This is a genomic window from Propioniciclava soli (assembly GCF_014858005.1).
GTDB classification, from domain to species: Bacteria; Actinomycetota; Actinomycetes; order Propionibacteriales; family Propionibacteriaceae; genus Propioniciclava; species Propioniciclava soli.
In genome coordinates this window covers 58,010-83,267 of sequence record NZ_JACYOT010000007.1, presented here as the reverse complement: position 1 = coordinate 83,267, position 25,258 = coordinate 58,010, and the positions used below count along the sequence as shown (strand labels likewise).

At 71.3% G+C, this 25,258-nt stretch carries 18 protein-coding genes; 3 read left to right on the top strand and 15 right to left on the bottom strand.

The genetic code is table 11. The annotated features are described in order from the left end of the window. Window positions 1-13: 13 nt before the first annotated feature. Entirely contained in the window at window positions 14-1,579 is a 1,566-nt protein-coding gene (locus IFY26_RS09245; RefSeq protein ID WP_232548718.1) for an MFS transporter, read from the bottom strand. A gap of 225 nt (window positions 1,580-1,804) precedes the next feature. Between IFY26_RS09245 and IFY26_RS09240 the strand changes: the two genes are divergently transcribed. Next, entirely contained in the window at window positions 1,805-2,179 is a 375-nt protein-coding gene (locus IFY26_RS09240; protein ID WP_232548717.1) for a nuclear transport factor 2 family protein, read from the top strand. On the opposite strand, the gene IFY26_RS09235 is transcribed toward IFY26_RS09240, so the two are convergent. The 7 genes from IFY26_RS09235 to IFY26_RS09205 form a co-directional block, all read right to left on the bottom strand. Continuing rightward, window positions 2,169-4,457 carry a glycoside hydrolase family 3 N-terminal domain-containing protein gene (locus IFY26_RS09235; RefSeq protein ID WP_232548716.1) on the bottom strand — a complete coding sequence of 763 codons (2,289 nt, stop codon included), beginning with the start codon at window positions 4,455-4,457 and terminating at the stop codon, window positions 2,169-2,171. The genes IFY26_RS09240 and IFY26_RS09235 overlap by 11 nt on opposite strands. Before the next feature lie 156 nt (window positions 4,458-4,613). After that, the gene (locus tag IFY26_RS09230) at window positions 4,614-5,741 is read right to left on the bottom strand and encodes a lycopene cyclase family protein (RefSeq protein WP_232548715.1); all 1,128 of its coding nucleotides are present in this window, start codon (window positions 5,739-5,741) and stop codon (window positions 4,614-4,616) included. 470 nt (window positions 5,742-6,211) lie between these two features. Further along, on the bottom strand, window positions 6,212-6,925 hold the full coding sequence (locus IFY26_RS09225; protein WP_232548714.1) for a sulfite exporter TauE/SafE family protein: 714 nt from the start codon (window positions 6,923-6,925) through the stop codon (window positions 6,212-6,214). Window positions 6,926-6,951: 26 nt separating this feature from the next. Continuing rightward, window positions 6,952-9,411, bottom strand: a complete 2,460-nt coding sequence (locus IFY26_RS09220; protein WP_232548713.1) for an alpha-ketoacid dehydrogenase subunit alpha/beta — start codon at window positions 9,409-9,411, stop codon at window positions 6,952-6,954. Window positions 9,412-9,439: 28 nt separating this feature from the next. Continuing rightward, window positions 9,440-10,822, bottom strand: a complete 1,383-nt coding sequence (lpdA, locus tag IFY26_RS09215) for a dihydrolipoyl dehydrogenase (RefSeq protein WP_232548712.1) — start codon at window positions 10,820-10,822, stop codon at window positions 9,440-9,442. Further along, entirely contained in the window at window positions 10,819-12,492 is a 1,674-nt protein-coding gene (locus IFY26_RS09210) for a dihydrolipoamide acetyltransferase family protein (RefSeq protein ID WP_232548711.1), read from the bottom strand. Before IFY26_RS09210 ends, lpdA begins: the two co-directional genes overlap by 4 nt. 231 nt (window positions 12,493-12,723) lie before the next feature. Beyond that, on the bottom strand, window positions 12,724-13,482 hold the full coding sequence (locus tag IFY26_RS09205; RefSeq protein ID WP_232548710.1) for a DeoR/GlpR family DNA-binding transcription regulator: 759 nt from the start codon (window positions 13,480-13,482) through the stop codon (window positions 12,724-12,726). Window positions 13,483-14,038: 556 nt separating this feature from the next. On the opposite strand from IFY26_RS09205, the gene IFY26_RS09200 reads away from it, so the two are divergent. Next, entirely contained in the window at window positions 14,039-14,728 is a 690-nt protein-coding gene (locus tag IFY26_RS09200) for a transaldolase family protein (protein ID WP_232548709.1), read from the top strand. A gap of 206 nt (window positions 14,729-14,934) precedes the next feature. Here the strand turns inward: IFY26_RS09200 and IFY26_RS09195 are convergent, their stop codons facing one another. The 6 genes from IFY26_RS09195 to IFY26_RS09170 all read right to left on the bottom strand — a co-directional run bounded on the left by IFY26_RS09195 (window position 14,935) and on the right by IFY26_RS09170 (window position 22,998). After that, a complete protein-coding gene (locus IFY26_RS09195) occupies window positions 14,935-15,456 on the bottom strand; it encodes a hypothetical protein (RefSeq protein ID WP_232548708.1) in 522 nt (173 codons plus the stop codon). A gap of 106 nt (window positions 15,457-15,562) precedes the next feature. Next, window positions 15,563-16,972 carry a tyrosine phenol-lyase gene (locus IFY26_RS09190; RefSeq protein WP_232548707.1) on the bottom strand — a complete coding sequence of 470 codons (1,410 nt, stop codon included), beginning with the start codon at window positions 16,970-16,972 and terminating at the stop codon, window positions 15,563-15,565. A gap of 314 nt (window positions 16,973-17,286) precedes the next feature. Further along, window positions 17,287-18,933 (bottom strand): alcohol dehydrogenase catalytic domain-containing protein, encoded by a 1,647-nt coding sequence (locus tag IFY26_RS09185; RefSeq protein ID WP_232548706.1) that lies wholly within the window; start codon window positions 18,931-18,933, stop codon window positions 17,287-17,289. A 10-nt stretch (window positions 18,934-18,943) separates the two neighbouring features. Then, on the bottom strand, window positions 18,944-20,980 hold the full coding sequence (locus tag IFY26_RS09180) for an SDR family NAD(P)-dependent oxidoreductase (RefSeq protein WP_232548705.1): 2,037 nt from the start codon (window positions 20,978-20,980) through the stop codon (window positions 18,944-18,946). Between the two features lie 12 nt (window positions 20,981-20,992). Next, a complete protein-coding gene (locus IFY26_RS09175) occupies window positions 20,993-22,168 on the bottom strand; it encodes a hypothetical protein (protein WP_232548704.1) in 1,176 nt (391 codons plus the stop codon). An 80-nt stretch (window positions 22,169-22,248) separates the two neighbouring features. Beyond that, window positions 22,249-22,998 (bottom strand): DeoR/GlpR family DNA-binding transcription regulator, encoded by a 750-nt coding sequence (locus tag IFY26_RS09170; RefSeq protein ID WP_232548703.1) that lies wholly within the window; start codon window positions 22,996-22,998, stop codon window positions 22,249-22,251. A gap of 129 nt (window positions 22,999-23,127) precedes the next feature. Between IFY26_RS09170 and IFY26_RS09165 the strand changes: the two genes are divergently transcribed. Beyond that, window positions 23,128-23,523, top strand: a complete 396-nt coding sequence (locus IFY26_RS09165; RefSeq protein WP_232548702.1) for an NUDIX hydrolase — start codon at window positions 23,128-23,130, stop codon at window positions 23,521-23,523. 56 nt (window positions 23,524-23,579) lie between these two features. Here the strand turns inward: IFY26_RS09165 and IFY26_RS09160 are convergent, their stop codons facing one another. Further along, a complete protein-coding gene (locus IFY26_RS09160; RefSeq protein ID WP_232548701.1) occupies window positions 23,580-24,971 on the bottom strand; it encodes an HNH endonuclease signature motif containing protein in 1,392 nt (463 codons plus the stop codon). Window positions 24,972-25,258 lie beyond the last annotated feature (287 nt).

Here is a 25,258-nt window from a genome sequence, read left to right as displayed (position 1 = left end):
ACGGCGCGTGGGGTTACTTGGCGCGTTTGACGGGCAGGATGGCGAAGGCGGCCACGAGCACGATGGCCACGGCGGCGATCCACACCATCTGGTAACCGGACCAGGCGACGATCCAGCCGCCCACGATCGGGCCGAGGGCCTGACCGAGGTTGCCGCCGAGAGCACCCATGCCGAGGTCACGGCCGGCGGTGCGCTTGTCGGGGATGACGTCGATGAACAGCGCCTGGTCGACCACGAGGAAGGTACCCATCGCCGCGCCGCCGATGATGGCCTGGATGAACAGGGCCGGCAGCGCGGGCCAGAAGATCGGCACCAGGTAGGAGGCCGCGGCGATGATCGAGGCCCAGAACACGAAGGGCTTCCGCCGCATAAGGCGGTCCGACCACCGGCCCGCGATGACCATGGCGACCAGCATGAACGGGAAGCCCGCCAGCGACAGCAGTGGGGCCGTCGCCGTCGCCTCCGCCGGCGAGAGCGCCGGCTGGATGTAGCCCTGCAGCATGAAGAAACCGAAAGTCGTGCCGACGGTGTAGCCGAACATCATGACGATCTTGGCAATCCAAACCCAGCGATAGTCGGCGTCGAACAGCGGGATGAAGAACGACAGGATGAACCGCCAGAGGTTGAGCGGTTCGACGTCGAGCTCTTGGGAGGACCGGTCGCGGCAGACGAGCACGAACAGGATGCCGCCCGCCGCCAGCGCGATGGCGAAGGGGTAGTAGGCGTCCAGCCCCATGACGCCGAACAGCATGCCGGCGGCCACGGAACCCAGCACGGCACCGGCCATGAGGCCCAGGCCGGAGATGGCCGAGGCGGAGCCGATCTTCTCCGGCACGACACGGTCGGCGACCGTGGCCGTCAGCGGGCCCTGGGCCACGTTGATGATCAGCTGCGCCAGTGACCAGAAGATGGCCATGAGCACGATCGTGGTGGAGTAGCGCAGGGCGATGAGCAGCAGCGCGCCCAGGACCGTGCCCGCAGCGACGTAGGGCGCGCGACGCCCCCACGGAGAGCGGGTGCGATCCGACAGCACACCCACGATGGGCTGGATGAACATCGTCACGAACACGCCGACGGCGGTGACGGTGGCCAGACCCTGGGCGCGGGCGGCGTCGAAGCCGGCGAGCAGGCCGAGCAGGCGCTGCTCCTCGGCGATGGGGGTGGCCGTGCCTGCCTCGACCGCGGCCTTGAGGTTCTGCAGGGCGGCGAGATCAACGCCGGCGTCCGCGCCGGTGAAGAAGTTGCCGAACTCGATCAACTGCACGTGGTTGGGCAGGATGATGCCGCCCATCGAGCCCCAGATCGCGAAGATGCCGAGGCTGGCGAGGGCGTACATGAACAGGTAGGTGCGGTACTTCGAGCCGCCGGAGTACTTGGCGGACGTGCCGGGCTCGTCGGGCTCGACCATGTCGACCACGGTGCCGGGCTGGGCGGCCACCGCACCGGGCACGCCCACGGCGGCGACGTGGGGGGCCGGGTCGACCGGCTGCTCCCATGGATTCGTCGAGCGATCCCAAGCGTCGCCGGACTTTTTCCAGGGATCGGTGGACCCCTTCGAGGGATCGTTGCTGTCGGTCATGTTTCTCCTCGTCGAGAACCGCGTTTAAAGGTTTCAGTGCCCGCGTTCATTAGACCCGCCCGCGGCCCGGTCTGTCAACAGTCGTCCCACAGATGCCAGGGGTTTCGACGTCACCCCCGGCGCCCCCGGCGCCCCCGGCGCCCCCGGCGCCCCCGGCGGCCGTAGGCTGGCATCCACCCGGGCCGCCACGAGGCGTCCCCAGTGCTCGAAGAGAGGATGGCGACCGTGACGACCCAGCAGGAGATCATCGAACTGTCGGCCCGGACGTGGCGCCAGATGTCCGAGCGCGACGCGGACGCCCTGGCCGAAGGCGTCCATGACGACGCGGTCTTCGTCCACATGGGCGCGACCATGACCAAGGATCAGGAGCTGGAGGTCATCCGTCGCGGCGACATCCAGTACAAGACTGTCGACGTGGAGTCGGTGACCGTCCCCCTCCTCAGCGATCACACTGCCGTCCTCCTCACCACCCTGCGGCTCGTGGCCGTCGTGGGCGGTGAGGAGGTGACGAACCCGTTCGTGACGACGGAGGTCTACGTGCGCACCGACGAGCGGTGGCAGCTGGCGTCGCTGTCCTTCACCCGGCTGCTCACCCCGTGATCTCGAGGGTGGTCGCCAGCTCCGCCGCCGACGAGCCGCCCGCCCACACATCCAGCACGGTGGCGTCCTGCACCCAGTCGCGGGTGACGGCGCTCCAGTAGCGGAGCTGGTCGGGGCCGAGCTCGAACTCGACCGTGACCGTCTCCCCCGCCGGCACGTGCACCCGCCGGAAGCCCTTCAGCTCCCGGATCGGGCGGGTCGAGGTGCCGTGGCGCTGGTGCACGTAGAGCTGCACGACGTCCTCGGCGTCCACCGAGGAGTCGTTCGTGACCGCCACCGACACCGTGGCCGTCTCCCCCACCGCAACCGTCTCGGGGGCCCGCAGGTCGGCATAGCTGAACGCGGCGTACGACAGGCCGTGGCCGAAGGGGTACAGCGGCGTCGACTCCTCGTCCCAGTAGCGCTGCCCCTGCGCCTCGGGCTGGAAGGTGCGGTAGTGGTTGTGGTACATCGGCACCTGGCCGACGTGACGCGGCCAGGTGATGGGCAGGCGTCCGGCGGGGCTGACGTCGCCGAACAGCGCGGACGCCACCGCCTCGCCGCCGCGGGTGCCGGGGTACCAGACCTGCAGGATCGCCGGCACGTGCTCGTTGGCCCAGCGCAGGTCGAGCGGACGCCCGGACATCACGAGCGCGACCACCGGCGTCCCGGTGGCGACCAGCGCCTGCAGCTGTTCGAGCTGGCGTCCGGGCAGCTCCAGGGTGCCCGCCGAGGCGTTCTCACCGATCTGGTTCTGGCGCTGGCCGATCACGACGACCGCCACGTCCGAGCGTTTGGCGAGCTCGATGGCGCGGGCGAGCTCGGCGTCGTCGTCATGGTCCTCGGGCGTCTGCGGGGTGGTCGGATCCATGCGGTCGAACATGGACGGGAAGTGCCGCGGCTCCACCTTCACGCCGGGGACGTGCTCGACGGTGACGCCGTCGCCGGTGCGCTCCTTGATGCCGGCGAGAATGCTGACCGCCTCGTCGGTGTCGTGATCGAACACCCACGGGCCCAGGGTGTCGCGCGGGGAGTCGGCCAGTTCGCCGATCACCGCGATCGAGCCAAGGGCGTCGGCGTCCAGCGGCAGGGTGGCGCCCTCGTTGCGCAGCAGCACGAACGTCTTCTCGGCGGAGGCGCGGGCGGCGTCGCGGTGCTCGGCGGCGTCCAGCACGGCGGCCACCGCGTCCTCGTCGGCGTAGGGGTGCTCGAAGAGGCCGAGCTCGACCTTGGCGGTGAGCACGCGGCGCACCGAGACGTCGAGTTCCTCCTCGCTGACCAGGCCGGCGGCGACGGCGTCCGGCAGGCGGTTGAACGCCGGGTCGAACATGCACATCTCCATGTCGTTGCCCGCGTGCAGGCCGCGGGCGCCGGCGTCCGTGAGGTCCTTGGCGTGGTGCTGGGTCTCGAGCGAGCGGATGGCGTTGGCGTCGGAGACGACCCAGCCGGTGAAGCCCCACTCGTCGCGCAGCACGTCGTTGAGCAGCCAGCAGTTGGCCGACGCGGGGACGCCGTTGAGGTCCATGTAGGCGCTCATCAGGTTCGCGGCGCCGGCGTCCACGGCCGCCTTGAAGGGCGGGAGGTAGACGTTGCGGAGCTCCGAGTCGGAGATGTCGGCGTCGTCGTAATCGCGGCCGCCGACGGCGGCGCCATAACCGGCGAAGTGCTTGGGGCCGGCCAGGATGCTCTCGTCGCCGATGGCGTTGCCTTTGACGCCGCCCTGGAAGCCGCGCACCTGGGCGGCGGCGATGGCCGAGCCGAGGCAAGGATCCTCGCCGGCACCCTCGATGATGCGGCCCCAGCGGGGGTCGCGCGCGATGTCGACCATCGGGGCGAACGCCCAGTGGATGCCCACCGCGCGGGCCTCGCGGGCGGCGACGCGCTGGCCGGCCTCGACGGCCTCGGGATCCCAGGACGCCGCCTGCGCGATCGGCACCGGGAAGATGGTGCGGAAGCCGTGGATGACGTCGTAGCCGAAGATGAGCGGGATGCCGTGCGGGCTCTCCTCGACCGCCTTGCGCTGCAGGATGTTGGCGGTGGCCGCGTCCTTGACGAACAGGGCCGAGCCGGCCTTGCCCGCGGCGATCGCGTCCTTCACCATGAGCGGCTGCTTGGCGAACGACTGCGCCTCGGGCGGCAGGGCCTCGAAGTCGAAATCGACGGGCAGCTCGCCGAAGCTGGCCATGTAGAAGTACTGGGTGAGCTGGCCGGCCTTGTCCTCCACCGAGAGGCGGGACATCAGGTCGTCGACCCGCTCGGCCGTGCTGAGGCTGGGGTCGCGGTAGGGCAGATCGGTCATCGGGTTCTCCTTCGGCGGGCACCGCTGCGTGCCGCGTGTCGTGGACTCACTTAAACGTATCATCCCGATCGGTGGCTGACCAGCCCCTGCGGCAGATCCGCTGGCTGCTCACCGACCCGGCGTGCTGCTTGCCCAACGGCCCGGCCTTCTGCCTGCTCACCGGCCAAGGGTGGCGTGGATGAGCTCGCGGCGCCCCGCGGGCGGCATCCGGGTGAACATGCCCCACATGGCTCGGGCGAGGTCGAGCGCGGCGGCGTCCCGGGAGAGGAACGCGGCCTGGCTGGCGCGGGACAGGCGGCCGAAGGCGTCGAACAGGTGCAGGGTGCCGGCGACGTCGAGGCGCAGCAGGGCGCGCAGCCCGGCTTCGCGGAACAGGTCGGCGGGCCCGGGTGGGTCGACGGGGCGGGGCGGGCGCCCGGTGGCGACGGCGCGGGCAACGGCGTCGGCCAGCGGTGCTGCGGTGCGCAGGCTGTGCGCAACGGAGTAGCCGGTGACGAGGTGTCCCCCGCGGCCGGCGGTGCCGAGGGCCAAGACGCCTGGGGCGGGGCGGACGCCGCGGCCGCGCATCGGGATGCGGACCAGCTCGCGCGCCCGGGGCTCGGTCAGGGCTGCGGGGGCGACCCCGCGGCGGGTGAGGCGGCGGGCCAAGCGCTCCTTGAGTTCGGCGGTGGGCAGGCCGGGGGCGGCGGCGAGGCAGGTCTCCTCCAGCAGCACCCCGCCGTCCCCGACAGGGATCGCATACAGGAATGTGGCCGGGCCACGGGGGTGCTGAGCATCCTCGGCCCAGTCGGTGCGGAAATCCATGAGTAGGGCCTCGGCTCCTGCCAGCGCGGGGGCCGCGGCGTCGGCGTCCAGCACCAGGCCCCAGGCGGTCTGGGCGGGCGCGGGGTCGTCGGCGGGGTATCCGTCGGGGCGGGCGCCGCGGGCGTCGATGACGGTGCGTGCCTCGCGGCGCAGGGCCGCCACGCCGGCGTCGTCGAGGCGGGCTGGGCGCACGTCCACGCCGTTGAGGGGCAGGGCGTCGCGGAGGGCCTGGTTGTCGAGCACGACGTAGGGCCGCCGCAGCGGGTGGGACCCGTGGGCGCGCAGCTCGGGGTTCTCCACCCGGGCGTGCACCACCGAGGCGGGCAAGTCGCCGACCTCGTCGGCCCAGACCCCGTAGGTGGGGGTCCACGGGGCGTCGGGTCGGGGGGCGACAGCGAGCACGGACAGACCCCGGGCGGCGCAGGCGGAGGCCAGCGACCACCCGGCGGGGCCGAGCCCTGCGATCGCGACGTCGAACATGCCGCTCACCCTAGCCAGCGGTGAAGGCTCAACAGACCTCGGCCGGGGGCGGAGCACCCTCGACGACCTGGAGACGGACAGGCGCGACGAAAAGGTGACACTCGATTTCGCCCACGTCGCGTTGTGAACGTGCTTGCCGGAGTGAGCGCGCACTCACTGTCGCGTTTTCATCGGAGCCGCCCGTACCCCTGGGCTGCTGGCTCCTCTCCGTGGTGGCCGCGGGATGGCCGGCCGGGCCCCGGGCCCTGGGGATCACGTGGCGCAGTGTGTGGTCACTTGGCGCACCTCACCAGCACGTGGCGCAGTGGAACTCACGTGGAGGGTCTTGCACGGGCCGCCACGTGAACGGCGCTGCGCCACGTGGGTTCGGGATGCGCCACGTGGGTTCGCGGTGCGCCACATGGGTTCGCGGTGCGCCACGTGAGCTCAGGGTGCGCCACGTGAGCTCGGGGTGCGCCACGTGAGAGGGGTCAGCCCGAGAGGGCCCGCACCAGCAGCGCTACGGCGGCGATGCTCGACACGGCCAGCACGGCGCCCCGGAACCGGGCGCCGGTCACGTGGCGGCGCACCCCCAGGGCCACGACGAAGCCGAGCACGGACGCCGGCAGCATCGCCAGCCCGGCCGCGAGCGGCACCCCCGACACCCGGCCGACGCTGGCCAGCGCGCCCAGGGTCAGCAGCGAGCCGATCATGAAGTAGGCGGCCATGGTCGCGCGGGCCACGGCGGGCTCGTCGTTGCGCAGCACGATGGCGATGGGCGGGCCGCCGATGCCGGTGGTCGTGCCGGTGATGCCCGACAGCACGCCGGCCCCGGCCAGCGTGACGCCGGTGCGCGGCACCTCGACCCGGAACAGCGTCAGCCCCACCATGAGCAGCACCGACGCGGCCACCAGGATCTGCAGCCCGGCCACGGGAACGACGGCGACGATGAACACCCCCACCAGCGTGGCGGGCAGGCGTCCGACCAACGCCCAGCCCAACGCCCGCCAGTCCGTGGCGCGCCACTCGCCCCCCAGCGTCAGCAAGGGCAGCGGCAACGAGGCCAGGACGAGGGCGGCGGGTAGCACCTCGGGCGCGAGCCACGCCACGAAGGGCGCGGCCACGACGCCCAGGCCGAAGCCGAGCACCCCCTGCACCACCGCCCCGATGAAGGCGAGCGCGAGCACCGCCGCGACGACCTCCACCGGGTGGGCGGTCCAGAAGGCCAGGGTCAGACCCCCAGCCGGGAGCGGCGCAGGATCTCACCCTCGGTCTGGTTGGAGGTCGGCGTGTAGCCCTTCAGGGGCAGCATGCGCTCGTGGATGGCGTCGATGATCCAGCTCGGCTGGGGGAAGAACAGGTCCTCCAGCTCGGGCGCCGGCGTCACGTGGTTGCGGGCGCCGACGATGGTGACCGGGGCGTCCAGCGCGTCGAACGCAACCGTCTGCACCTGGTTGGCGATCATCTGCAGCACCGAGCCGCGCTCCACGGCGTCGGACGCCAGCACCAGCCGGCCGGTCTTGCGCACCGAGGCCACCACCGGCTCGAGGTTGAGCGGGGCGACGAACCGCAGGTCGATGACCTCGGCCGACACGCCGTGCTTCTCCTCCAGCTCCTGGGCCGCCTCCATGGCGCGGTAGAGCGTGGCGCCCAGGGTCGCGATGGTGACGTCCGAACCCTCGCGGCGCACGATCGGCTCGCCCTCCGGGGTCTCGTAGTAGCCCTCGGGGACGCCGTCCGCCTCGAACTCCTCGCCCTTGTCGTAGAGCAGCTGCGACTCGAGGAACACCACCGGGTCGGTGCCGCGCAGGGCGAGGTTCAGCATGCCCTTCGCGTCGGTCGGGGTGGCCGGGAAGTAGACCTTCAGGCCGGGCATGTGGGCGGCGAGCGCCGACCAGTCCTGGCTGTGCTGGGCGCCGTACTTGTTGCCGACGCTGACGCGCAGCACCAGCGGCATGGTGAGGATGCCGGCCGACATCGACTGCCACTTGGCCATCTGGTTGAACACCTCGTCGCCGGCGCGGCCGAGGAAGTCGCAGTACATCAGCTCGACGACGGCCCGGCCGCCGCTCAGGGCATAGCCGACGCCGGCGCCCACGATGGCCGCCTCGGAGATCGGCGAGTTGAACAGCCGCCGGTACGGCAGCAGCTCGGTGAGGCCACGGTAGACGGCGAAGGCGCCACCCCAGTCGCGGTTCTCCTCGCCCCAGGCCGCCATGGTCGGGTCGGTGGCGAAGCCGTGGGCCATCGCCTCGAACAGGCCGTCGCGGAACTGGTACATCTTCACCTTCGAGACGGGCTTGCCGTTCTCGTCGGTGGCGGTGCGCACCTTCTTCGCGATGGCCTGGACGCGCGGGTTCTCCTCCAGCGGCGTCAACAACTCGGGCTCGCGGTCGGCGTCCATGGTGGGCTCGTTGCCGTTGCTGAGCATGACCGACTCGATGAACTGGGCGTCCACGCGCGGGCAGGCGTCGTCGTCGATGGCGAGCTTCAGCACGTGGCCGAGCTTGTCGGCGACGGAGGCGAACATGTCGTCCACGTCGCCCTTCTTGACGACGCGCTTGGAGACCAGCAGGTCGGCGAAGGTGGTGATCGAGTCGACCTCCTCCCACAGCGCCACCTCGTCCTTGGTGCGGTAGCTCGAGGCGTCCGAGGGCGAGTGACCCGAGAAGCGGTAGGTGATCGTGTCGAGCAGGACGGGGCCGCGTCCGGACTCGAGGATCTCCTTCTTGCGGCGGATCGCGTCCGCCACGGCGAGGGGGTTGTAGCCGTCGACACGCTCGGCGTGCATGGCCTCGGGGTTGACGCCGGCGCCGACGCGGGCGAGCAGGTCGTAACCCATCGTCTCGCCGTCGGTCTGGCCACCCATGCCGTAGAAGTTGTTGAAGAAGTTGAACAGGATCGGCGGGTTGCCACCGTCGGATTCGCGCCAGAGCTGACGGAACTGGTCCATCGCGGAGAACATCATGGCCTCCCAGACGGGGCCACACCCCATGGAGGCGTCGCCGATGTTGGCGATCACGATGCCGGGCTTGTCGTTGATCCGCTTGAACAGCGCCGAACCCTGCGCGATCGGCGCGGAGCCGCCGACGATGGCGTTGTTGGGCATCGAACCGAACGGGGTGAAGAAGGCGTGCATCGAGCCGCCCATGCCCCGGTTGAAGCCGTCGCGGCGGGCGAAGATCTCGGCCAGCGTGCCGAACAGGATGAAGTTCTCGGCGAGGTCGGCCGCGTCGGTGTGGTCCACCTTCTCGGCGTGCCGCAGGGTGTCGCCGTCCAGGAAGCCCGCCATGATGCCGGAGAGGCGGTCGGCGTCCATCGTGCGGGCGGCCGACAGGCTCTTGGCGAGGATCTCGCCGTGGCTGCGGTGGCTGCCGAACACGAAGTCGTCGGCCGTCAGCTCGGCGGCCTGCCCGACGGCGGACGCCTCCTGGCCCATCGACAGGTGGGCCGGCCCCTTGTGGTTGTACTCGATCCCCTGCCACCCACCGGTGGTCTTGATGGAGTTGAGCATCGACTCGAAGGTCCGGATGACGATCATGTCGTGCAGCATGTTCGTCAGCCCGTCGGCGCCGTGACGCCGCTTCTCGGCCGCGAAGTCCATCTCGTAGGCGTTGACGGGGATGTCCGGCGTCCTGATCACGGACGCCGCGCGCACGTCGGCCGGGTTGACGACGAGTGACTTGGTCATGGTTTCTCTTCCTCTACAAGTGGTTCGGTCAGCCCCGCACGGCCCAGACGGCCTCGCGGATGCCTTCGGAGACGGTCGGGTGCGGGAAGACGACCTGGCGCAGGTCGTCGATGCTCAGTTCGGTCTCGAGCGCGGTGACCGCGCCCCAGATGGTCTCGGGCGCGTAGGTGCCGAGCATGTGGACGCCGCGAACCGTGCGGGTGGCGGCGTCCCCCACCACCTTCACCAGGCCGGGCGCCTTGACGCCGTTCTCGGCGACGAAGCGGCCGCTGAGCGCGAGCGGAACCGTCGCGGTCACGACCTCGCCGTAGCGCTCGGACGCCTGCGCCTGCGTCAGGCCGACGCCGGCCGCCTCGGGCAGCGAGTACACCGCCCAGGGGATGGTGTGCCAGCGCATCACCTGACCCGCCTTGGTGGCCGCGGCGGTGTCGATGATGTGGGCCGAGGCGATCTCGCCCATGCGGTAGGCGGCGTGGGCGAGCAGGCTGCGTCCGGTGACGTCGCCGACGGCCCAGACGTTGGGCAGGTTGGTGCGCATCTGGTCGTCCACCACGACGCCGAAGCGCGAGACGTCCAGGCCGGCCTCCTCGGCACCCCAGCCGGTGACGAGCGGGCGGCGTCCGACGGCCATGAGGACGAGGTCGGCCTCGACGCGCTGCTCCTCGCCGTTGCGAGCGGTGAAGACGACGGTGGCGTCGTCGACGGCCGTGACGGTCGAGCCGAGGTGGAACGTGACGTCGCCCTCAATGCCCTTGCGCAGCGCGGCGGCCACGTCGGCGTCCATGAAGGGGCAGATCTCGTCCATCATCTCGATGACGGTGACCTGCGAGCCGAGCGCGGCGAACAGCGACGCGAATTCGACACCGATGACGCCGCCGCCGATGACGGCGAGGCGCTGCGGCACGGTCTCGACGGCGAGCATGCCGGTGGAGTCGATGACCTTCGCGTTGCCCTGCGTGCCCGGGAAGGCCGGCATGACGGGCTCCGAACCGGTGGCGATGATGACGTGCTCGCTGGTGTGGCGGGTGCCGTCCACCTCGACCTCACCAGGCCCGATGAGCGTGGCGTGGCCGGTCACGACCTCGCACTTGAGCCGCTTGAGCATGGCCCCGACGCCGCCGACGAGGGTGTCGACCGTCTTGGTCTTCCAGACCTGCATGGCCTCCCAGTCGTAGGAGACGCCCGTGGCGGTGACGCCGAACTTCTCGCCGTGGAGCGCGTGGGCGTAGAGCTTGGCGCCGTTCAGCAGCGACTTGGTCGGGATGCAGCCGACGTTGAGGCAGGTGCCGCCCAGGGACTTCGCCTCCGCGACGAGCACCGTCAGGCCGGCGTGGGCCAGCCGCTCCCCGGCGATGTAGCCGCCGGGGCCGCCGCCCATGACGATGACGTCATAGGAACCCACCGCGCTCACCCCAGCACCGTCAGGTCGATGTGCTCGATGGCGCGGACGAGGTCGGCCAGGAACCGGCCCGCGTCCGCCCCGTCGACCACCTGGTGGTCGGCCGTCAGCGAGAAACTGATCCGCTGCTGGACGCCCACGGTGCCGTCGTCGCTGAGCACGGCGTGGTGGGTGATCGTGTTGACGCCGAGGATGCCGGTCTGCGGCACGTTGACGATCGGGGTGAAGCTCTCGATGCCGAAGCTGCCGAGGTTGCTCACCGTGAAGGTGGCGCCGCTGAGCAGAGCGGGGTCGATCTTGCCCTCGCGGGCCTGGCCGGCGAGCTCCTTGGTGGTGTCGGACAGCGTGCGGACGCTGAGGGCGTCCGCGTTGCGGATCGTCGGCACGAGCAGGCCGCGGGGCGTGTCGACCGCGAGGCCGAGGTGCACCGGCGTGAACGTGCGCAGCGCGCCGTCGACCAGGTGGGCGTTGAGGTTCGCGTGGTTGCGCAGCACCTGCACCGTCGCGAAGCACACCAGGTCGCCCAGCGTGATGCCGTTGTAGCCGAGCTTCGGCGGGGACGCCTTGAACTTCTTCCGCAGCGCCAGCAACCCGGCGGCGTCCGCGGAGGCGTCGTAGCTGAGCTGGGCCGAGGTGGCGAGCGCGTTGATCATGCGCTCGGCGATGATCTTGCGGACGCCCTTGAGCGGAGTCTCGGTGTACTCACCGGCCGCGGGTGCAGCCTGGGCGGCCGACTGCGGGGCGGCCGGCTGCTGTTTGGCGGGCTGCGGGGCGGCAGGCTGCGTCGGCGCGGTGGACGCGGCCAGATCGGCCTGGCCGACTCGGCCGCCAATCGCGGTGCCCTGGGCGACGCCGGAGAGGTCCTCGCCCTTGGTGCCGGCGGTGGGCCGGGGGCCGGCGGCCAGGGCTGCTTCGACGTCGCGCTCGATGATGCGGCCGTGCGGGCCCGTGCCTTCGCCGACATTCTCGAGGCGGACGCCCTCGGCCTCGGCCCGGTGACGGGCCCGCGGAGAGGCGGCGCCGCTGGGAGCGCCTGCGGCGGAGCCCGAGGAGCCTTGAGTGGAGCCGGAGCCCTGGGTGGCGTCGGCATCGACCGAGGGCGCGAGGGGATCCTCACCGTCCTCGTCCACCTCGCCCCCCTCGCCGGTGACCTCGGGCACGCCGGCGGCGAGTTCCTCGTCGCTGGCCTCGGCGGGGGCGCCGTGGGCGTCGGTCCTGGTCTCCGAGCCGCCGGGGCGGTTGCTGTCGCGGCCGGACGCGGCGGACCGGGCGGCGGTGGAGTTGGAGCTGCTGGAGTCGGAGCTGCCGGAAGTGGCGGAGCCGGAGCCAGATTCGTCGGCGGACGGGGTGAGGTCGTCCTCACCACCCTCATCGACCTCGCCGCCCTCACCGGTGGCCTGCGGGGCGAGGCCGTGCTCGGCCAGCACCGCCTCGGCGTTCTCGTCGGCGCCACCGACGACGGCGATCGGGCTCTTGACGGGGACGTCGTCGCCCTCCTCGACCAGCAGCGCCAACACCGTCCCGGACACGCCGGCGGGGACGTCCATCGTGGACTTGTCGGTCTCGATCTCGCACAGGTTGGTGTCCTCGTCGACGGTGTCGCCCACGGAGACCGACCACACGGACATGAGGCACGACTCAACGGTGTTGCCCAGGGCGGGCATCACGATGATCTGGGCCATCGTTGGCTCCTTCTTCTCGTCGTGCGGGACGATGCCCCGCATCCACGACGCTTTCGATTCACTTACGATTGATCGTCAAGTGCAATCCTAAGGCACCAACGCGGTGGGCGGCCAGAGTTGCTGACCAATCGACGTGCTCCGCGACCGCCCGCCGGGGGCCACCGACACCGAGCGGACAGACCGGTCTCCTGACCCGGGCTGACGCCCGGTCAGCATGGGATGGCGCCCGGGTCAGACGACGCGCAGGTCGCGCACGACGTCGCCGACGGCGCTGCGGGCGTCCCCCGTGAGGGCGTTGTCGGTGACGATGCCTGCCAGGTCGGCGAGATCCAGCACGCGCACGAACCCGGCGGCGCCGTACTTGGAGGAGTCGGCGAGCAGCCAGGTCTCATCCGCCTGCGCACCCATGGCGGCGATGACCTCAGCCCCCTCCGCGAACTGCGTCGTGAGGCCTCGGCGGGGCGTGAAGCCATCGGTGCCGACGAAGGCCAGCCGCACGTGGAAGTCCCGGATGGCCCGCAGCGCCACGGGCCCCACGAGGGACTCGCTCGGGCGGTGGAACGTGCCACCGGTGAGGATCACCGTGAGCGCGGTGTTGTGGCGGGCGTGGGCGAAGACGAGGGTCGAGTTGGTGACGATCTGGACGCCGCGGCGCTGGCCCAGGTGCGCCACCAGGCGCGACGTCGTGGTGCCCGCCTCCACCATGATGCGGTCGCCGTCACGGACGAGCTCAGCCGCCGCCCGGGCGATGCGGTCCTTCTCGGCCTCGCGGAGGCGCTGGCGCTCCAGGACGTTGTGCACCGAGGTGGACTGGGCGCCACCGTGGGTGCGGGTGAGCAGCCCGCGCGACTCGAGATCCCGCAACTGCGTACGGATCGTGACCTCGGAAACCTCGAGTTCCCGGGCGAGCTGGGCCACCGAGAGGACGCCGTCGCGCGTCAGGACGTCCAGGATGTGCGCCTCGCGCCCCCGGCGATCCACCACAGGCATCCCGCCCACCTTTCGTTTGGCTTGCGATCGTAGGGCTTGCGGCCCGGAGGCGCAACGGAGTCGACATCCAGGCCCACCGGTCGCAAGCCGCCCCGCCGGGTCCCGCTCGTCCCACCCACCGCGGCAACGCGCGGGAGGACGCGGTACATCTCGGGACGCCCGAGCGCACTCCCCGGACGACCTGGCGCACCTCGGGACGACCTGGCGCACCTCGGAACAACGTGGCGCAGCGGACGCCACGCGGCGGCCCGTGCGCGGCCCGCCACGTGAGCTGCACTGCGCCACGTCGCTCTGGAGCGCGCCACGTCGCTCAGCAGCGCGCCACGTCGCTCAGGGGTGCGCCACGTCCTTCCGGATTGCGCCACGTGCTGCTCCGTCCGCCAAGATCGTCCGCGGGGTGTATCCACCGGGCACCCCCGCCACCGGGCCCGTGGCCCGGTCGAGGCGCGCCGGCGTCCGGCAGCGTCACGGCGTGTGTTGCCCCGGCCTTGCCGGCCGAGGCTCTGTCATGTTACTTTCGTAACGCTGACACTCACAAACTTTTCGAAAGTAGCTCATGCCCCACCAGCCAGTCACCCTCGACAACCCGCATGCCATCCGGCTCTACATCGATTCCGCCGATCGGGCGGCCGCCGAACCGTGGCTGCGCACCGGCATGTTCTCCGGGGTGACCACCAATCCGCAGTTGCTGCGCGAGGCGGGTCAGCGGGTCGCCGACATCCCGACCATCTACGACTGGGCGCGCGACAACGGCGCCCGCGAGATCTGCTTCCAGACGTGGGGTGCCACGGTCGAGGAGCAGTACCGCAGCGCCATGCAGATCCGCGAGGCGGCTCCGGGATCGACGATCAAGGTGCCCGTCACGCCCGTCGGGGCCGAGGTCATCTCGCGGCTGCGCGACCAGGACATCCCGGTGCTCATGACGGCGGTCTACTCCGCCAAGCAGGCTCTGATCGGATCGGCCCTGGGCGTCAAGTACATCGCTCCCTACTTCAACCGCATGTTCCGGGCCGGACGCAATGCGCCGGACGAGATCGCGCACATGACCCGCGCCATCCCCCAGGACGGCTCGGGCCCGATGATCATGGCCGCGTCGATCAAGTCGGCGCAGCACCTCGTCACCCTCACCGACATCGGTGTGCGCGTCTTCACGATCTCCCCCGACATCATCGCCGACCTCTTCGCCGACGACCTCACCGCGAACGCGGTGCGCGACTTCGAGGCATTCATGGAGGACGTGATCTGACGCCGCCCGCGTCGGCGCCCGACTGAGCCGGTGCCCGACTGAGCCGGTGCCGGGTCGGCGATGGATCACCTCGACGGCACCCCGCGCATCGGTGCACCCAGCGGGACAGTGCGCCCAGCGGGAAAGCGCACCGAGCGGGTCAGCGCACCCAACCGAAAGGTGCGACCAGCGGGACCGCGACCGGGACGGTGCGCCCAGCGGGACGCTCAGCGCGGCGCCTCGCCCCGGCGACGCTGTTCCTCTTCGAACTGCCGCGCCTCGGCGGGGTGGGCGCGGAGGGCGTCATCCAGCAGCTGCCACTTGTGGCGCCTGATGAGGATCCCCGGCAACCCCGTCGCCACCAGAAGCGCTAGGATGACCAGACCCAGCAGGGCGGTCGCCAGAAGCGCCGACGGCGGCAGCTGCGGCCCCATCAGAGCCAGCAGGCCGCCGAAGATGAGCGTCACGGCCGCCCAGGAGGTCCGCGTGGCCCGGTCCGACCCCATGCCCCAGGTGTCACTCGGACGCACGCGGCTGGGCACCGGGTCTGCGGCGGCCCGCCGCCCCAGGCGCCAGGCCACCACGGCGACGGCTGCCAGCAACACCAGGCCCACGACCACGCCCGCGGCGGTCTCGCGGACACCCGCCGCAACGCCGATGCCGGACGCCAAGACGACCACCACCAGCGCTCCGCAGACGACCCACGCGGCGACGCGCGCCGCCAACCGGGCGGCGAGGGCGTCCGCCACCGCTTCGGCGTGGCTGGGAGGCGCCGGCGACACACCGGCGCCACCGTGCCGTGCCCGATGCCCGGATGCTGCTCGGCGTCTCACCCCCACAGGATAGGGAGCACCCTCAGCCGAGCGGCTCGAAGCGAGCCTGGAAGAAGCGGAGGTACTTCGGCTCATAGGTCATGCGCAGACCGCGGGCAGCCTCCCGGTCGTCGTAGCAGGCCTTGACAGACTCAGCCACCACATCCATGTGCGCCTGGGTGTAGACGCGCCGCGGGATGGTGAGGCGCACCAGCTCCAGGCTCGGGTGGTGGTTCTCGCCGGTGGCGGCGTCCCGGCCGGCCGAGACGATGCCGCGTTCCATGGCCCGGACGCCGGCCTCCAGGTAGAGCTGGGCGGCGAGGGTCTGGGCCGGGAACTGCTCCTGGTCCAGGTGCGGATAGAACCCGCGGGCGTCCAGGAAGATGCCGTGCCCGCCGACCGGGCGGACGAACGGGATCCCCCACTGGTCGAGCAGCTCGCCGAGGTAGCGCACCTGCCCGACGCGCGACTTCATGTAGGCGAGCTCGACCGACTCGGTGATACCGATGGCCATGGCCTCCATGTCGCGGCCCGCCATGCCGCCGTAGGTGTGCAGCCCCTCGTAGACCACGACGAGGTTGCGGGCCTCCTCGAACAGGGCCTCGTCGTTGGTGGCGAGCCAGCCGCCGATGTTGGTGAGCGGATCCTTCTTGCCGCTCATGGTGCAGCCGTCGGAGTAGGAGCAGAACTCCAGCAGGATGTCGGCCAGCGAGGTGGAGCCGTAGCCCTCCTCGCGCTCGCGGATGAACAGGGCGTTCTCGACGGCGCGGGTCGCGTCCAGGTAGATCGCGATGCCGTGGCGCTGCGTCAGCTCGCGCACCGCGCGCATGTTCGCCATCGAGATCGGCTGCCCGCCGGCCATGTTCACCGTGGCGGCGACGCACACGTACGGGATGCGCTCGGCGCCCACCTCGTCGATCAGCGCGGCAAGCTTGGCGAGGTCGACGTTGCCCTTGAACGGGGCGTCGAGAGTCGGGTCGTGGGCCTCGTCGACGATGATGTCGTGGAAGGTCGCGCCCGCCTTCTCCTGGTGGAAGCGCGTGGTGGTGAAGTACATGTTGCCGGGGACGTGGTGGCCGGGCGAGATCAGCGACTGGCTCAGCAGGTTCTCCGCGCCCCGGCCCTGGTGGGTGGGCACCACGTGGCGGTAGCCGTAGAAGCGCCGGATCGTGTCCTCGAGCCGGTAGTAGTTGCCGGAGCCCGCGTAGGCCTCGTCGCCCAGCATCATGCCGGCCCACTGCCGGTCGCTCATCGCGTTGGTGCCCGAGTCGGTCAGCAGGTCGATGTAGACGTCCTTGCTGGGGAGCAGGAAGGTGTTGTACCCGGCGTCCGCGATGGCCGCCTCACGCTCCTCGCGGGTGGTGGTGCGCAGCGGTTCGACGACCTTGATCTTGTACGGCTCGGCCCAGCTGCGGCGGTCCTGCTGCTGCCCCATGGTGTGCAGGGAGCTCATGACATCCTCCTCGACGTCCCGGTGAGGACGCCGAGCGGGTGGGCCTGCGTCCTGCAGTTGCTGTCTTTGTGGCGTGGGGATCACCCACAGGAGGTGATGTTAGCGCCCCTCATGACGAGCGAGGGGAAAAAGCCTGTTCACAGCAGTTTGGGCCGCAAATTCTCATGGTCGGCGGCGCAGCGCGCGCCCTGCAGCCGGCGCACCGCTCTCCCCGGCCGCCGCGGTGCCCTTCGTGCAGGAAGAGCGGCGCGGAGGCCGGGGAGCGAGGTGGCGTGGACCGAGGTGGCGTGGACCAGGGGTGGCCCGGCCGGTGTTCAGCGGCCCAGCAGCGCCTTCTCGGCCTCGACGGTCCAGCGGCCGTCGGCCAGCTTGTCGGCGACGTCGGGCCGGATTCCGGCGAGATCGACCAGCCGGGTGAACGGCAGGTCGTGCAGCTGCGGGAAGACCATGATCTTGCCGCCCGAGGTGCGGTTCATCACCGCGTTGATGGCGTCGTCGAAGCCGGCGATGCCGCAGACCGCGTCCAGCGAGATCGTGGTGTCGACGATGCCGGCCTCGATCTTGCGCAGCACGGTGGCCATGTCCTTCACGTCCGACCCGGAGGTGCCGAACAGGAACACCCGGTTCTCGATGAGGTGCTGCAGATTGACCTCGCCGAAGGTGCCAGCCGGGATGCCGGCGAAGGCGTTCACGACGCCGCCGGGGCCGGCCAGCTCGACGGCTTGGGCCACGAGCGCCGGCACGGGCACCATGCAGGCGAGGTAGTCGAACCCCGGCTGGAGCTGCTCCTCGCCGGTGTTGACGTAGCTGACCTTCACGCCGCGCTCGGCCGCGACCGGATCGATCTCGGACGCCAGGTGCGCCAGCCGGTCGTCGTTGAGGTCGGTCGCGACGACGGAGGCCACGTCGATCCCCTCCGATCCCAGCGTCACGGCCCGCATGGTGTGCATGAGCCCCATCGGACCCGCGGCGCCGACGACGGCGACGGCGTCCCCGGCCCGGATCTCGCCGGTGGCCGGGAGCCAGGTGTAGCCCTCGGCCGGGTCGGAGCCGGTGGTGCCGCAGTAGCGGATGTAGTCGTAGTGGACGCGGCCGACGTCGACCTGCACGGGCCCGTCGATCCTCGCCCCGTCGAGCACCACGTTCAGGATGGCGCGCAGGCCCAGCAGCTGGCCGAGCTCGCCCAGGGTGGCGGCGTCCGAGCCGTAGTAGATGATGTCGTCGAAGGTCTGGCCGGCGACCAGGTCGAGCCCGTCGGCCGTCGCCAGCGTCACCTCGCATCCGGCGGCCTCGCTGAGCGCGTGGGCACCGGCGGTGTCGGTGTCGGCGTCGGCCACGAGGAGCAGGCGACCGCCGGGCTGCAGGCCCTGGCGCTCGGACGCGGCGTAGGCGGCCTCCACCGTGGCCCAGGGCTCGATGAGCCCCACGGCGGCGGCCGAGGGCTCCTCGGCCACGTGGAGCAGGAACTCCTCGCCGTCGGGTGAGACCACACAGCGCTCGTCGATGACGACGTACTCCTGCAGGGCGCCCTCGAAGTTGTAGCCGAAGGCCCCGTTGGAGCGGGCGGTCTTGAGGTGCTTCCAGTCGGCCTGCACGAGGACGCGGTCGCCGACCGAGAAGTGCTCGACGGCGTCCCCGATGGCCACGATGCGGCCCACGGGCTCGTGCCCGGGCACCGTCGGCGCCGAACCGGGGTGGTAGGAGGGGATCTCGGCGAGCTGTGCGGGCGTGAGGCCGGACACGACGTCGACCTTGCGCGGGTGGGTCTCGAAGGCGTGCAGCAGCTTGGTGTCGGAGAAGCAGATGCCGCAGGCCTCGACCTGGAGCAGCAGCTGCGTCGGCCCGACCGGGTCGACCGGCTTGGCGGTGTTGACGACGATCTCGTCGACGCCGACGATCTGCACGGCGTGCTGGGTGGCGGGAATCGGCTGGGCGGGCGTGCCCGTAGGGGTCTGGTTCATGACGATCTCCTCAGTTGAGCATGTTCTGGCCGCCGGTGACGGGCACGGCCTGGCCGGTCTCGTAGGTTTGTTCGACGATGTAGACGATGGCGCGGGCCACGTCGGCGGGGGTGCAGCCGCGGCCCATGGGGACCTTTGCCTCGTAGAAGCGCCGCACGTCCTCGACCGTCGTGGCGCCGGGCACCTTGCCTGCGGCGAGGTACTGGACGAACAGCCCCCGCTCGGGATCGGACCACAGCGGCCCGTCCAGGAAGTTGCCGGGGCACACGGCGTTGACCTTGATGCCGTACTCGACCAGCTCGAGCGCGAAACTCTGGGTGAGGCCGATGCCGCCGAACTTGCTGCCGGCATAGGCGAAGTTGCGCTTCGAACCCTCCAGGCCCGACTTGCTGTTGACCTCGACGATGTCGAGCCAGCGCGACGGATCGGCCCCGCGCTGGGCCGCCATGACGGGCGCCACGGCCCGCACGCACAGGAAGTAACCGCGGTAGTTGACGTTGGTGACCAGATCGAAGTCGGCCACCGGCTGGCTCATGACGCCCTCGGAGCGCACGATGCCGGCGTTCGACACGAGCAGGTCGATGCCGCCGTAGATCTGGACGGCCTTGGCGACCGCCGCCTCGCAGGAGTCGGCGTCGGCCACGTTCATCGCGACCGCGCGGGCCCGCCCCGCGCCGTGCTCGGACGCCAATCGCTCGGCGTTGGCGGTCGCCAGCTCGATGTTGAGGTCGGCGAGCAGGACGGACGCCCCCTCGGCCAGCAGCGCCTCGGTGATGCCGAGGCCGAAGCCCTGGGCGGCGCCGGTGACCAGGGCGACCCGGCCCGCGAGGCGTCCGACCGCGCCCTGGGCGGCCTGGGCCTGACGGTAGGCCTCGGCCTCCCAGGTCTCGATGAAGCGGCGCTCGCGGGCGTCCATGGCCCGGACGCGGCCGATGCGGTCGGCGTCGCGGGCGACGACCGCGTGGTCGAGGTACACGCGCAGGGCGTTGTCAGCCTTGGCCAGGTCGGTTCCGGCGCCGAGCACGCCGATGCCCGGCAGCACCGTGACGACGGGGTCGCGGCCGTGTTCGGCGCGATGGGCCGCCAGGGCGGTCGCGAGGGTGTCGGCCGCAGCCTCGGGGTCCGGCAGGTCGACGACGAGCGGGAACGAGCCGGCGTAGACGATCTGGTCGGGGATCATCGGACCCCCGGTCACGATCGCGTCCTCGGCCGTGATCGAGCGGGCGAGGTCGGACGTGTCGGCGGTGACCACGGCCGGGCCGGCGTCCGAGCCGAGCAGGCCGCGCAGGCGCGGGGCCACGGCGTTGATGACGGACGCCGTCCGGGCCGCGTCCTGCTCGGGCGCCGCGGGCACGGGGTCGGCGGCGTCGATGGCACCGGCGATGAGCGCGGTGACGCGCTTGGTCTCGGCCGTGATGTCCGCGGCGCTGGCGCCCGCGACGATGATGCCGTGGTTGCCCAGCAGGGTCACCTTCGGCGGCTTGTTGCCCATGCGTTGTGTGTAGGCCGCGCGCGCCTCCTGGACCCCAACGGCCAGCGGCACCCCGGGATCGATGTAGGGCACCCAGACGGCATCGTCACCCAACAGCTCCGCGGCCAGCGACTCCCCGTCCTCGTTGCAGGTGAGGGCGTTGGCCGTGACCGGGTGGAGGTGCAGCACCAGCGGATCGTCGATGAGGGCGTGGAACAGGATCTCCACCGAGGGGCGCCGCGTCGGGTTGCCGACCTGGGCCTTCTGGGCGGCGGCGCGGACGGGGTCGCCCTCCACCTCCTCGTCCGAGGCGAGCGCCTGGAGCAGGACGTCGTTGCGCAGCGGCACCAGGTCGTCGGCTGTCAGGGTGGCGAGCGGGGTGCCGGAGGGCTTGATGTGGAGGATGCCGTCGATCTTCACCGAGCTGTTGCCCCCACCGGCCCGCACGTAGGCCGGGTCGGCGCCGAAGCGGTTCGAGAGCTCGATGAGCTCGGCGGTCAGCCGGTGATCACGGTGGGCGCGGGTGATGTCGGGGTGAGTGGTGTCAGTGGGAGTGGTGTCGGTGGTCTGCGTCATGGCGGATTCCCTTCAGCGTCCGATGAGCTGGGCACCCAGCTCGGCGAGTTCGGCGCGGCGTGCTGCGGCGTCGGCGGCCGTGCCGGTGGCGATGCCGCCGGTGGCGTCCACGTAGCCGGGTTCCCCCTGCGCCACCAAGTGCTGGTGGGCGGCGACGACGCAGGTCGCCTCGAAGAAGGCGGCGCGGGCGGCGTCCGGCAGGGGTCCGTCGGCGCAGGCCGGGTCGAGCGAAATGCGGTCGAGCGTGTTGTGCTCGGTGCCGCCCATGACGATGATGCCGTGGGCGGTCAGCTCCTCGACGTAGGCGGTGACCACCTCGCTGCGGTTGCGGGCCGGGATGAGTTCGGCGGCGTAGACGCCGCGCTCGACGAGGTGGGACGCCAGCGTGGCCGGCGGCCACTCGAAGGGGCTCAGCTCGGGGGCACCGTCGGCCAGGATCGGGTAGGTGGGGATGCCGTCCATGGCCAGGACGTAGGCGTAGGCGTCCTCGAACGACAGCGGCACCTCGGGCACGAAGCCCGGCGTGCCGGCCTTGATGAGGCGGCTGCGGATCTCGCCCTGCGTGGCGACGGCGTCACCGGGGTGGGCCTTGGCGGGTGCGCCGTAGACGCGGGCCACCGCGTCGGCCTGCTCGGCCTCGGGCAGATCGGCGATGACCTCCTGGTAGGCGCGCGCGACGTGACGCTCCTGCAGGGAGACCCACTCCGGGGGCACGTCGCCACGTTCGGCGACAGCCGCCGCGACGGTGGCGGCGTCCAGCTCGGTGGGGACGCCGTGCTGGGTGAAGTGCTCGGTGAGCTGGCTGACCATGGCCTCGGCGCGGGCGTCGTTGCCGGAGCGGATCTCGGTGGCGGTGGCCTCAGCGGCGTCCGACTTGTCCTTGAAGGGGCTGATGCCCTTGCCGCAGAAGTAGATGCGACCCGGGTTGGCCGGGTCGTTCACGCGGACGCCGTCGGCCTCCAACGCCGGGTCGAGGGTGATGAACTCGAGACCGAACAGGGGCACGATGCCGGCCTCGCGGGCCTCGGCGTCGAAGCGGGCGTAGACCTGCTGGTCGTAGAAGTTCGAGATGCCCAGCGCCCGGACGCCCTGGGCGACGGCGGCCTCGATCACCTCCGTCGGCGTGCCGAACGCGGAGAAGTTGGGCGGGACGTGGACATGGGTGTTGACGACGGGGAGGTCGCTCATGGCTCCTTCTTCGGTGACTGATTCGTTGAGTGACTGTTCGTTGAGTGATTGCTCGGTGAGTGGCAGTTCTTTGGCCGGGGTCACAGCAGGTCCAGATGGGCGCGGTAGGGGTCGAGGACCGGGTCGGCCGGGTCGAGGTCGGTGACGAGGACGTCGATCTCGGCCAGCGTCAGGGCGAGGGCGGCGGCGGGTTGGCCGAGCTTGGAGGCGTCCGCGGCCAGCACGACAGTGGCGCTGGAGCGGCGCAGGGCGCGCTTGACCTCGGCGTTCTCCAGAGTGGACTCAAGCGCGCCGCGCTCGGGATCGAGGCCCGAGGCGGACAGGAACGTGACGTCCGCGTGCAGGGCGTCGACCGCGCGCACGGCAAGCGGGCCGATGAACGACCCGGTGGCCTCCTCCCACTCCCCGCCGGTGAGCAACGCGCGTCCCACCCGTCCGCGCAGAGCCTGGAACGTCTCGATCCCGGGGGTGAGGACGGTGATCTCGGGGGCGGCGATCTCGAGGGCGAAGCGGTGGACGGTGGAGGAGGAGTCCATCGCGACCACGCCTTGGGCCGGCAGCAGGGTGCGCAGCTTCGTGGCGATCCGCAGCTTGGCCGTGTGGTGTTGGGCGGCGCGGCGTTCGAACAGTTCCGGCGCCACGGCCACGGCTCCCCCGCGGACGCGGCGCGCCAGCCCTTGACGCTCCAACTCCAGCAGGTCACGCCGGATGGTCATCTCGCTGACGCCGAGCTCATCGGCGGCCCAGCTCAGATCGAGCGAGCCCCCGGACGCAAGCAGGTCGCGGATGCGCCCGCGACGCACCTGCGCTCCCAGCGATCCGACGGACATGCCACCCTCTCCCCACCAGCGCGTGTGAGATGTTGTTCTTGTCACAAAATCTATCACAGCTTCCCGGCCCGGTCGAGACCCTCCTCTGCATCGCTTGTCGCCGAACCCTCCCCCGGCGAGGATGGCCCCATGGATCACCGCGTCGCGTTCTGCGTCCTCGTCCGCGACGACACCGCCCTGCTGGTTCACCGCCACCCCGACCGGCGCTGGTACCCCGACGTGTGGGACCTCCCCGGCGGCCACCTCGAGGAGGGTGAGGACCCCTCCGACGCCGCCCGCCGGGAGCTGACCGAGGAGGTGGGCGTGGTGGCCACCCAGCTGGAACTTCTCCGCGTGCCGGTCGACGTGCCCGGCACCGAGACGCACGCCTTCGTGGCGCGCGCCTGGTCGGGCGAGCCGATGAACATGGCCCCCCACGAGCACGACCAGATCGGCTGGTTTACCTTGGCGGAGGTCGAGCACCTGGACCTCGCCGTACCCGAACTCGTGCCCCTCGTGCGGCGAGCCCTGGCCCTCGACACCTGAAACGCCCAGGCCAAGCTGTCCCTCACCCACACCCGTGCGGCACGCTGGGGTGCCCCTCACGTCCGCAGCGGGGTGAGGAACCGGGCGTGCCGTCGCGGGCGGCCGGTGGGGTCGACGCGTCGCGGGGGAATCACCTCGGCCGGGCCGTGTTCGGGCAGGCGCACCTGCCACCGGTCTGCGTCGGGATCATGGCTCGGCTCGACGGTGGCGTGGTGATGGGGGCACACGAGGACGAGGTTCGACAGGTCGGTCGGACCCCCGGCCCACCAGGGCACGATGTGGTGCGCGTGACACGCCTGCGGCGCAGCCGGACAACCGGGGAAGACACAGCCACCGTCGCGCACCGCCAGCGCCACCCGCTGCTCGTCGGTCACGAGCCGCTTGGCGCGGCCCTGGTCGAGCACCTCCGAGCGGCCGCCGAGCACGACGGGGAGCACCTCACAGTCGCACAACCAGCGCCGCAGGGTGCCGGCGTCGATGGGCACGCCCGAGCCCACCAGCCTCCCCCGCAGCGGGCGGACGCCGCATGCCGCAACCTGCCCCGGCAGTGGTCCGCCATCCGTCGCCATGCCGGCGGCGCGGCGCAGATCCTCCCAGGTCAGGGTGACGACCACCCGCGGCCTGTCTCCGCCGTGCTTAGGTGACAGCTGCGTCCGCGCGAGGGCGTCCACCATCGCGATCAGACCGTCCGCCCGGCGCATGGCCGGCGACACCGGCGTCGCGGCCGGATCGAGCGCCTCCAGCCCGCGGCGTTGCGCCTCGGCCCAGGCGTCCACCATCGCCACCAGCGGCTCTGCCTGCCCCACCGGCAGCGAACCCTTGATCAGCACCGACCCCCGATGGTCGTCGGTGAAGGTCAGGTGCCGGGCACGCATCGCCATCGCGTGCTCGCGTTCGAGCCTGGCAGCCTCCCGCTCCTCACAGATCTCCGGTGCCAGCAGCTCCAGCAAGCGCCCGGACAGCCGGCGCAGCTCGGTCGCGTTGTGGGTCGCCGCGAAGCCGATCATCATCTCCTGCGCCTCATCCACCAGCGCGCACGGCATGTCCTCCGGCAGCGCCTCCAACACGGCGGTGATGGCCTCGGCTTGACCGGGCGACACCGTGCCCGACCCCACGGCTGCCCCGACCTCGACGAACCGCGCCAGCCGCTGCCCGCTGCCGATGAGTCGCGCCGCCTCGGCGCGCGTCAGCCGAGCGGCGTCCATCAACCACGTCGACGCAGACGTGCCGTGCTCGCGCCAGGCGACCGAATCCTCCTCCACCTGGGCCGCCAACCTGGCGATCCAGCCCTGCAACCGCCCGGCCAGACGCAACCCGTCCAGCAGCAGGACCAGCTGCTCGGCGTCCGAACGAAGGCGCAGCCGGTCCGCGGTCAGCGCGTCCACCGCACCCCCGATCAGCGACACCAGCTCGGCGTCGCCCAACCCCGCGCACTCCTCCTGTTCCATACCGAGAACGCTACAAGCAGCCGCCGACACTTTTCCTTCCATCACAGGGAGATCACTAGGATCTGTGGACAACTTTTCGATCACCCGTCCCCATTCCCCACTAAACAGGGCGCGTCTCGCGGGGACGGCGGGGGTTCCCCCCGCGCCTCACCCGCAGCGAACACAAGGCCGCCCCGGCGTCCGGCCCCCAGGGATCCGGCATGATGGACGCGTGGTCGCCCGGTACCCCGTTCCCGCCCGCCCACCGTCCTACGGCGAGGTGGCGCCGCAGAAGGTGAGCGGAGCGT